This window comes from Nocardia carnea, from assembly GCF_029869215.1.
In the GTDB taxonomy this organism is placed as follows: Bacteria; Actinomycetota; Actinomycetes; order Mycobacteriales; family Mycobacteriaceae; genus Nocardia; species Nocardia carnea_B.
Window position 1 is genome coordinate 1 of record NZ_JARWPM010000093.1, and the last position, 9,725, is coordinate 9,725.

6 protein-coding genes and 1 pseudogene are annotated in these 9,725 nt (G+C 68.8%); 3 read left to right on the forward strand and 4 right to left on the reverse strand.

Features of this window, described 5'->3' with window-relative positions:
• Positions 1-310: 310 nt before the first annotated feature.
• Positions 311-1,876: a fatty-acid--CoA ligase FadD5 gene (gene fadD5, locus QH276_RS05155; RefSeq protein WP_280398229.1), complete on the reverse strand. Its 1,566-nt coding sequence runs from the start codon at positions 1,874-1,876 to the stop codon at positions 311-313.
• A 332-nt stretch (positions 1,877-2,208) separates the two neighbouring features.
• On the opposite strand from fadD5, the gene QH276_RS05160 reads away from it, so the two are divergent.
• Positions 2,209-3,183 (forward strand): NAD(P)H-dependent flavin oxidoreductase, encoded by a 975-nt coding sequence (locus tag QH276_RS05160; RefSeq protein ID WP_280398230.1) that lies wholly within the window; start codon positions 2,209-2,211, stop codon positions 3,181-3,183.
• A gap of 194 nt (positions 3,184-3,377) precedes the next feature.
• Here QH276_RS05160 and QH276_RS05165 read toward each other — a convergent pair whose 3' ends face one another.
• Positions 3,378-4,331 (reverse strand): MBL fold metallo-hydrolase, encoded by a 954-nt coding sequence (locus QH276_RS05165; protein WP_280400425.1) that lies wholly within the window; start codon positions 4,329-4,331, stop codon positions 3,378-3,380.
• A 737-nt stretch (positions 4,332-5,068) separates the two neighbouring features.
• On the opposite strand from QH276_RS05165, the gene QH276_RS05170 reads away from it, so the two are divergent.
• A complete protein-coding gene (locus QH276_RS05170; protein ID WP_280400424.1) occupies positions 5,069-7,018 on the forward strand; it encodes an acyltransferase domain-containing protein in 1,950 nt (649 codons plus the stop codon).
• Between the two features lie 207 nt (positions 7,019-7,225).
• Here the strand turns inward: QH276_RS05170 and QH276_RS05175 are convergent, their stop codons facing one another.
• Together QH276_RS05175 and QH276_RS05180 are read right to left on the reverse strand one after the other, a co-directional pair.
• A complete protein-coding gene (locus tag QH276_RS05175) occupies positions 7,226-7,630 on the reverse strand; it encodes an RNA-binding S4 domain-containing protein (protein ID WP_280400423.1) in 405 nt (134 codons plus the stop codon).
• A gap of 3 nt (positions 7,631-7,633) precedes the next feature.
• The gene (locus QH276_RS05180) at positions 7,634-8,221 is read right to left on the reverse strand and encodes a C40 family peptidase (protein ID WP_280400422.1); all 588 of its coding nucleotides are present in this window, start codon (positions 8,219-8,221) and stop codon (positions 7,634-7,636) included.
• A 450-nt stretch (positions 8,222-8,671) separates the two neighbouring features.
• On the opposite strand from QH276_RS05180, the pseudogene QH276_RS05185 reads away from it, so the two are divergent.
• Positions 8,672-9,649: pseudogene (locus QH276_RS05185) on the forward strand (ATP-binding protein); the annotation flags it as partial.
• Between the last annotated feature and the right edge of the window lie 76 nt (positions 9,650-9,725).

Genomic DNA, 9,725 nt, shown 5'->3' on the forward strand with positions numbered 1-9,725 from the left:
AAAAACTCCTTCAGCGCTCCCAAACCGCGCCCCCCCCCGGGGCGCCCGGGGTTCGGGCCCCCCGAAGTCTCTTTCTTCACCCCCCCGCTCCTCCGCTGCCCTCCCCCGCTCTGCCGCCCCCCAACCTCGCGGCCCCCTACCCACGGAGGTGAACAGTTCGGACCCGACTGTGTCCGGATCCGGCTGGGCCCGGCTACGACCGGGTCCGGATCCGGCTGTGTCCGGATGCGACCGGGCCCGGATACGACTGGACCCGGGCCGACGGCGGTGGAGCCATCGGTCCGGGCACAGGTGAAGCGGGGGGCGCTGGTCAGGCTTCCTTGCGGAGTTCCACCTTCACGACTTTGCCGCTGGCGTTGCGGGGCAGTTCCGGGACGATCACGAGATCCTTGGGGTGCTTGTAGCGCGCCAGGTTCTCGTTGAGGAACGGCTCCAGTTCGGCGAGGGTGAGTTCGGCGTCGGGATCGTTCAGGGCGACCACCGCCACCGGCACCTCGCCCCATTTCTCGTGCGCCCGGCCGATCACCGCGGCCTCCCGGATCTTCGGGTGGGCGAACAGGACGTTCTCGACCTCGGCGCAGTAGATGTTCTCGCCGCCGGAGATGATCATGTCCTTTTTGCGGTCCACGACGTAGATGAAACCCTCTTCGTCCTGGCGCACCAGATCCCCGGAGTGGAACCAGCCGCCGGCGAACGCGTCCGCGGTGGCCTCCGGTTTGTTCCAGTAGCCCGACATCATGGTGGGGCCGCGGTAAACGATCTCGCCGACCTCACCGGGCGCCACATCGTTCATCTCGTCGTCGACGATCCGGGCCTGGATGGTCGGGATGACCTTGCCGACCGAGCCGAGCTTGCGGATGGCGTCCTTACCCTCCAGCACGCAGGTGATGGGTGACATCTCGGTCTGCCCGAACACCGCGACATTGAAGGCATCCGGGAAGGAATCGGCCATCGCCTTCAGCACCTTGTCCGAGGCCGGGGCGGCGCCCCAGCTCAACGCCTTCAGCGCCAGCTTGCGTTGTTTGACGGTCGGCTCGTCGCAGATCAGCTGCCACTGCGCCGGGACACAGAACGCCGTGGTGGCCTGTTCGGCCTCGACGGCGTCGAGGAATTCGGTGGCGTCGAAGGCGCCCAGCGGGTGCAGCACCGTCTTGGTGCCGAGCATGAAGGCGGGCGCGAGGCTGCCCAGGCCGGCGATATGGAACAGCGGGGAAGTGCAGAAACCGACGGAGTCGACCTCGATGCCCAGGGCCCGGATACACGTGACGGCTTGGGCGTTCATATTGCCGTAGGAGAGGATGGCGCCCTTGGGGCTACCGGTCGTGCCGGAGGTGTACATGATCAGGCACGGGGTGTCTTCGGGAATATCCAGCGGGGTGTGCGGGTCCCCGCCCTCGGCCAGTGCGTCCTCGAAGCCGATCACGCCGTCGCCGCTGCCGCCGCCGATCACGAAGCAGTGCTCGAGCCCGGGCGCCTGCCCCTGCACCGCGGTGGCCAGCGGCTGCAGCACGGTATCGGTGACCACGGCCTTCGCTCCGCTGTCGCCGACGATATAGGCGACCTCGGGCGGGGTGAGCCGGAAGTTCACCGGCACCGCGATCGCGCCGAGCGCGTTGATACCGAAAACCGCCTCGAGATATTCGGGGTAGTTGAGCGCCAGGATGATCACCCGGTCACCGAAGCCGACGCCGCGGCGCGCGAGCGCGTCGGCGAACTTCAGCGACCGTTCGTGCAGCTGACGCCAGGTGGTGTCGGCGCCGCGGAAACGGATCGCGACCTCGTCGGGCCGCATCATCGCGTGCGTGGCGATCTGGTTGTTCCAGTGGTTGCGACGCGAACGGATCGGCTCGTCGAGGGCCTGCGCACCGGTGGTCATCCCACGTACTCCTCTCGGTACCGCGTGACCCGCCGGAGTGTCCGGCGCCACACGCGGTGTGAACATGTCGGCAGAATAACAATTCACTTCGGCAGCGGCAAGGAAATCGGGGTCGAATAGCGGTTAATCCGGAGGAACGGGGCCGTGACAGAAGTTCACGCGCGTTGACGCGCGTATTTGCGACGATACCGGCACATCAGCAGGCCGACCAGGTACTCACAATCCGGTCACTTATGCGAATCACGACTCACTTCCAGGGTTGATCGCGCTGTGATCCGCATGGCACCATGCAGCATGCGCGGACTATCCGCGGAAAGTGAGGAGAGCACGCGATGCTGCGGACCAGGTTCACCGAGATTTTCGGTATCGAACATCCGATCGTGCAGGGCGGGATGATGTGGGTCGGCCGGGCCGAACTCGTCGCCGCCGTGGCCAATGCCGGGGGGCTCGGTTTCATCACCGCACTCACCCAGCCGACTCCCGACGATCTCCGCCGCGAGATCGAGCGGACCCGCGAACTCACCGATAAGCCGTTCGGGGTGAACCTGACCATCCTGCCGTCGATCAACCCGCCGCCGTACGAAGAGTATGTGCGCGCCATCGTGGACAGCGGCATCAAGATCGTGGAAACCGCCGGCAGCAACCCGGAGCCGTTCCTGCCCGCCTACCGTGAGGCCGGTATCAAGGTCGTGCACAAGTGCACCAGCGTCCGGCACGCACTCAAGGCACAGAAGATCGGCGTGGACGCCGTCAGCATCGACGGTTTCGAATGCGCCGGGCATCCCGGTGAGGACGATGTGCCCGGTCTGGTGCTGATTCCCGCGGCCGCCCGCGCGCTCACCATCCCGATCATCGCCTCCGGCGGTATCGCCGACGCCCGCGGCCTGGTCGCTGCGCTGGCGCTGGGCGCCGACGGCGTGAACATGGGCACCCGGTTCCTGTGCACCCAGGAATCCTCCATCGACCAGCAGGTCAAGGAAAAAATCGTCGCCAACTCCGAGCGCGACACCCAGCTGATCTTCCGCACCATGCACAACACCGCGCGGGTCGCCGACAACGAGATCAGCCGCAAGGTCGTCGAAATCGAGAAGGCCGGCGGCAAGTTCGAAGACGTGCGCGAACTCGTGTCCGGCGCCCGCGGCCGGCGGGTGTTCGAGGAGGGCGATCTGGACGCCGGGATCTGGTCGGTCGGCCTCTGCCAGGGTTTGATCGAAGACATCCCGACCTGTGCCGAACTGATCGGCCGGATGGTCACCGAGGCCGAGGAACTGATCAACGCCCGGCTGGCGAGGTTCGTTTCCGCCTGAATCCCCAGGCCCGCGCCGGAGGTATGGCGATAGATCCGGCGCCGGAACGCGGGGGGGCCGGAAGCCCCCCCCGCGGACCCCCCCCCGCCCCGCCCCCCCCCACTGCGACCGGCCCTCGAGGACAGGGACGCTGCTTCCGGTGGTCGACGTGTCCGTGCTCGACCCGCGCGGTGCCGATGGTGCACCGGCAGCGTTCAGTGTGCCGCCAAGGCCGCGACCGCCTCGTAGTCGTGGGCGGCGACCACCTCGATATCCGCGGGTAACCCGTGCAGGCGATGGATGGTCTCGAAGGCGCGGTCGCGATCGGCATCGAACAATTGCCCTGGCATCGGCGCTTTTTCCCGGACCATCGTGATCTGCAGCCGATTCCACACCGCATCACCGGCCAGCAGTACCCGGCGATCACCGGCGGTGGCCAGGAGAATGCCGATACTGCCCGGAGTGTGCCCGGCGAGGTCCACCAGCAAGACCGAACCATCCCCGAACAGGTCCAGGCTGCGCTCGAAGGTGAGCACCGGCGGTCCGTCCAGTTCGAGCGGGTCCAGACTGCGGCCCTGCAACGGCGCCCGCACCACACCGGCCGGCGCGTGCGGCCCGTCCAGCGCCCAGCTCAACTCCGCGGCGGGCAGTCGTACCGGCACCGAATCGGGGAGTTCGAGCAGGCCGGACACATGGTCCCAATGCAGATGCGTCGGCAATACGAAATCGATGCTCGCGGGATCGATATCGCGGGCGGCCAAGGCGTCGCCCAGGCCGAGTACCGGCTTGTCCGGGGCCACCAGCAGCGGAACCGGGAACGGCAGGGACGGCAGCACGCGCCGGTGCACATGGGCGCAGAGGGCCGGGTCCACCAGGAACCGGGCCTGCGGATGCTCGACCAGATAGGCAGCCATCGCCATCGGCAGATGCCCGAGACTACGTACGCCCTCGGCCACGATCGTGGTCGGCGCTTTCATCCGGCCCTGCAACAGCACACTTACTTCGACCTGTGCCCGCACCGGCGGCGGCGCTACCGATTCCAGCCGTGCCAGCAACCTGGTATCGGCCTTACGCGGACGCAGCAGCCGCGCCGGGGTGGCGGCCAGTGCCGCACAGCAGCGCAGCAGGGTGGGCACGGTCGGGGTTCGTCCATCGACGGAAGCAGCCACACCGCAACGGTACCGGCCGCACCGGGCCCGGACAGCCAGATGGAACTGCCCCCGAGGTCCGCCGCCGGCCGCACCCGCCGACCGGATTCGCGATCCACCGATCCGGCGGGCCGGCGCCGCCTCTTCGACGATCAGCCACAGGTGCGGGGGGTGCGCACGGTCCAGGATGTGACCCAGTCGGCGAGTACGAATCCGGATGCGCCGAATCGGCCGTGGGTCCGGGCTCGAACACGCCCGGGAAAGCGCAGACGTGGAAGCGACCGTGGTTGTCAGATCTCGAGAATCAAAGCGCCGCCGCACATCGGACCTGCCCTTCGGCGCAGCCGGCGGGTGCCCGCCAGCCCAAGGCCCTGCCGGGCCGGCCACCCGCCGACCCGCCGCTGTGGCGGCGGTGGCGGCCGAGGTCGAGTCGTGGCGCCGGCGCGCGTCGGCTACCAGAGAGCCGACCTCATCGCCGCCGACGGCTGGCCGGCGGGCCCCGGATATCCGGCGCCCCCTAAGAACCAGCTCGCGGCGAGCGGGTTCGGTCCCGGCATACGAGAGCTGAACTGCTGCAGTGGGTTTGCGCGACGCGCGGACCCGTCCGGGCGTGGTCCGGACTCGAATTCCACCGGCCCGCGAGCTGTCCGGCGAACCGGATTCTTCCGGCATAATCGTGGCGTGAGGCCGGACCCGCAGTTGCTGTGTCGGATTCACGGCACGCCGATGAGCTGGACGCACAGCATGCCGAGTAGCCGGTGGGACTCGCGCACGGTCCGTCAGGTCCGCACGCCGCCGTCTCCGCCGCCGAGCCCATGACCGGTTCGCGCAGCGGGGTGGTTTTCCTGTTCTCGCCGGACGGCGGGGAACACGATCGGATGGGACGGACGCTGGCCGGTCGCTACCCGGCCTTCGCCGCGGCGGTGACCGAAACCGGAGATGCCGTCGTGGCCGCGGGCGGGCCGCGCGTATGGACGCCGCGGCACGGGTTCCGGCAGCCCGGTGCGGCCCGGTGGCCCGACCTGCGATACCGCGATCCGGAATTCGCCCAGCCCGCGCTCTTCACTTTCCAGGTCGCCACCGCGGCACTTCTCGTCTCCTGGGGTGTCCGGCCCGACGCGGTGATCGGGCACGGCCTCGGCGAGGTCGCGGCGGCGGTGACCGCCGGCGCGCTGCCCCTGGCCGATGCCGCCAGGCTGGCCGTCGCGCGGGGCCGCGCCGCACGCCGGCTCGCGACCACCGATATCGTCGCCGAACTCGCCGCACCGGTATCGGAGGTGACGCGGCTGGTGCAGCCGGTGCGTGACCGGGTCGCGATCGCGGCTGTACACGGGCCGCATTCGGTACTGGTCTCGGGTGCGCGACGCGCTGTCGACACCGTCGTGCGGCGCGCCGAGCGGCGCGGTATCGCCACGGCACCGTCCACCGTGTTCTCGCCCGCGCACGCCCACCCCATGGCTGCGCCCGCGTTACGCGCCGAGCTCGGCCCGCTGCATCCGGTCACCCCACGGCTCCCGATGTATTCCACCGCCCGGCGCGGCGGGGTACTCGATTCGGCCGCGGCGGGCGTCGACTATTGGATCGAGAACTTCACCGGCACAGTAGAACTCGAATCGGCACTCGAATCGGCGCAACGCTCGGGGGCGGCCATTGTGCTGGAAGTGGGCCCGGATCCGGTGCTCTGCGATGCGGTGCGGGCAACCGGGCGGTTCGCCCACACCGTATACCCGGCCGCCCGCCGCGACGACGAGGGCACGACCTTCCTGACCTGCCTGGCCCAGGTCCAGGCCGTCCGCGCCACCGCGAGCGGCCCCCGGGAAGACGCCGGTGAGCCGGACGCGAACCGGCCCGAGACCGCGGGGCCCAACGGCCGCGCAGCGTCGGCGCCGGAAAACGGAAAGGGTTGGGCCGCAGCGGATTCGACCGGATCAAACGCCACCGAACGCGATGGCCACCGGACGCATCCGGATTCCCCGGGGATCGGCCGCACCGGGAGAGATATGCGGGCGGAGGTCGCGGGGGCCGGAACGCTGGCTTCGATACGGCACCACAATGACCTCCCACCCACAGATATCATCGCATGGACCCGAATGGTCGACGCCAACAGGGCTATCCGCTTCCTGACCGCTCGGGTGGCGCTGGATTCTCCGATGCCCATCGATCCGGCGGGAACGTATGTGGTCAGTGGTGGGCTCGGGGCACTCGGATCGGTGGTGGTGCGCCGGTTGCTGGTCTCGGGTGCCCGCGATGTCCTGGTACCCACCCGTTCGCCGCGCCCGGTCCCGCCGCTGCTCGACGGTTTCGAGGACCGGCTGGTGGTGGTGCGCTGCGATACCGCCGACCGGCTCGATCTCGACAACGCGTTGCGCGATATCCGCGAATCCGGGTGCACGATCCGCGGAGTGGTCCACGCGGCACAGGTATTCGAAGACACCGCGATCGCGGCCGCGGTGACCACGGGCAGCGCACGGGCGGCGGGCGCCGGCGCAGTGGGCACGGCGCCGGGGGAACCGCGAGACCCGCTCCCGAATGCCGGGCGGCTGGCGCGGCGGTTCGTCCGGATTTCCCCGGCTGCCGCCAATCTTCTGGAGCTCACGGCCGCGGATCCGGTCGCGTTTTTCGCCGTGTTCTCCACGCCGATCGGCGGGGTCGGCACGGCGCCGGAAACAGCACCGGCATCCACGCGGTCGTGGACGGAGCCGGGCTAGTGCCACGGCCCGAGAGCCGATGTGCTTCTCGGATCCATGAAAGAAACGGGTAATCGCCCGATTCGGGTCACTATCGGCGGCGGCCAGGCGATTCGACGCGGGACCTATCGGGCAACGCGGGTGCATTCGGCAAGTGGACGGCGTCCGGGCGCGACCCGAGCACATGGGAGCGGCCGGTGGACTCGCCGGAAGGTACGCGGACTGGATTCAGCGCTCGGTCCGGCCGAGGAGGCGGTCCGTTTCGCGGCGCTCCCGTTTCGTCGGGCGGCCGGTTCCGCGGTCCCGCTGCGGAAGGGAGGCGAGAACTTCCTTCGGCGGCGGGGGTGGACTGCGATCGATCAGACATTGGGCGGCGATCGGAGCACCGACCCGTTTGGTGATCACGCGTTCCACGATGACGATCCGCTCGATACCGCCGCTGCGGATACGGACCTCGTCACCGGGCCGCACCGGTTGCGCCGGTTTGGCAGTGGCACCGTTGACGCGAATATGGCCACCGCGGCACGCGGCCGCGGCAGCCGATCGTGTCTTGAACAACCGGACCGCCCATACCCAGGAGTCGACCCGGGCCTGGGCCGGACCGATGTCCGGCGTGGAGGGAGCGGAGCTCACTCCTTAGACGATACGACGGGCAGTGACCACATCGTCGGGGGACAGGCTGGTGTAGCTGACCGGCTCGCCGGACTGCACCGCGTTCAGGAGCAGGCCGTCACCGGCGTACATCCCCACGTGGCCGCCACCGTTGGTGATGACGATATCGCCGGGCCGCAGGTTCTGGAATGCCACCGGCGCACCCACATGGGACTGTTCGAAGCTGGTGCGCGGCAGTTTGATACCGGCCTGCTTGTAGGCCCACTGCACCAGGCCGGAGCAGTCGAAGTTGTAGGGACCCGCGGCGCCCCAGGAGTACATCGCGCCGACCTTGGTCTTGGCTGCCTCGAGGGCGATATCCGCCGCCGTCTGCTGCTTCGGCGGTTCGGGCATGAGCGGCGGGGCGAAGTTCGGCAGTGCGGGCGCCCCCGGCATCATCTTCGGCGCCTGCTCGAGCGCCTGGTTCAGCTGCTGGTTGAGCTGCTCTGCCTGGGCGGCGTACTGGTCCGGAACCTCGACATCGAATTTGCCGATACCCGGGACGTCGATCGTGGTCGTCGCGGCCGAGGCAATCGCGGGCATCGTGCCCGTGGTGGCGGCCAGAGTACCCATGACGAGCGCGCCCTTGACAGAATTTGGCAGCTTGGATTCTCGCTGCAAGCTGTGCTTACCCACCGAGCTCCGTCTCCGATCTTAGTGCTCTCCCACCATCGTCGAACGCGCGTCGTACACAGTTCGCGGCATTCTGCGATGGCGGTGACCCGTGGCGCCGCCTCACTGACGAAACGACTCGACTCCACTAAGTCACAAAGAGGTTACGATGCCTACCCGGTGTTGTCCAGCCGAACGAGCGGCGTTTTCGCGCGAGCTGGGAGTACAGGTGTAAAGCTCTGCGCCGGAAGGGATTCTCCGGCTGCGGCGAGATCACGGCACGGTCTCGGTGGGCGTGTCGGTCGTTATCCGGGTCGATTGCGCGCTTCCCCGCTACCTTCGGATAGGCCCGTCTAGGACACGGCATAGATTCGCCCATATTCCCCCATCGGCCGCTACGGTAGGAGAGTTATGGACCCCGTGCGGAACCCGTATGCGCCCGGCGCCGGTCAACGCCCGCCCGAGCTCGCCGGACGCGGTAAACAGCTGGACGCTTTCGATATCGTCTGCGAGCGCGTCGCCCGGGGCCGCCCGGAACGCAGCGTGATGCTCACCGGATTGCGCGGGGTCGGGAAAACCGTCCTGCTCAACCAGTTGCGCTCGTCCGCCGGCGCCCGCGGCTGGGGCACCGGGAAAATCGAGGCCCGTCCCGACCAGGAATTGCGTCGCCCGCTGTCCTCGGCGCTGCATATGGCGGCCAGGGCGATCGCCAAGACCCACCACAACAGCGAACGAGTCGACGATTTCCTCGGCATCCTCAAGGCGTTCGCGCTGCGCGCCACCGCGGACAAGGGCATGCGGGAGCGCTGGCAGCCGGGTATCGACGTCCCGGCGGTCACCGGTCGCGCGGATTCCGGGGATATCGAGATCGACCTGGTGGAACTACTGACCGAGGCCGCGGGCCTGGCCGCGGATATCGGGGTGGGTATCGCGATATTCATCGACGAGATGCAGGATCTGGGTCCGGCGGATATCTCGGCCATCTGCGGTGCCTGTCACGAATTGAGCCAGGATGCCGCGCCGCTGATCGTGGTGGGCGCCGGCCTGCCACATCTGCCCGCGGTGCTGTCGGCCTCGCGGAGCTATTCGGAGCGGCTGTTCAGCTATCACCGCATCGATCGGCTGGACCGCGAGTCGGCCGACCGGGCGCTCATCGCCCCGGCGGAGCGCGAAGAGGTGAAGTTCTCCGACGAGGCCCTCGAGGCGCTGTACCGCAAGGCCGACGGCTACCCGTATTTCGTCCAGGCGTACGGCAAGGCGACCTGGGACCAGGCGCCCGGTAGCCCGATCACCGCCGAAGATGTCGAGGTCGCCGCGCCGACCGCCGAGGAGGAGCTGGCGGTCGGCTTCTTCGGGTGGGCGTACAGAAGCCCGCCCCCCGCCCCACGCGGGTAAATTCGGGGCCTTGGCGATAAGGGGGGGGGCGACCCGGCCGGGGCGGACCCCGCGGGGGGGGGGGAAAAAG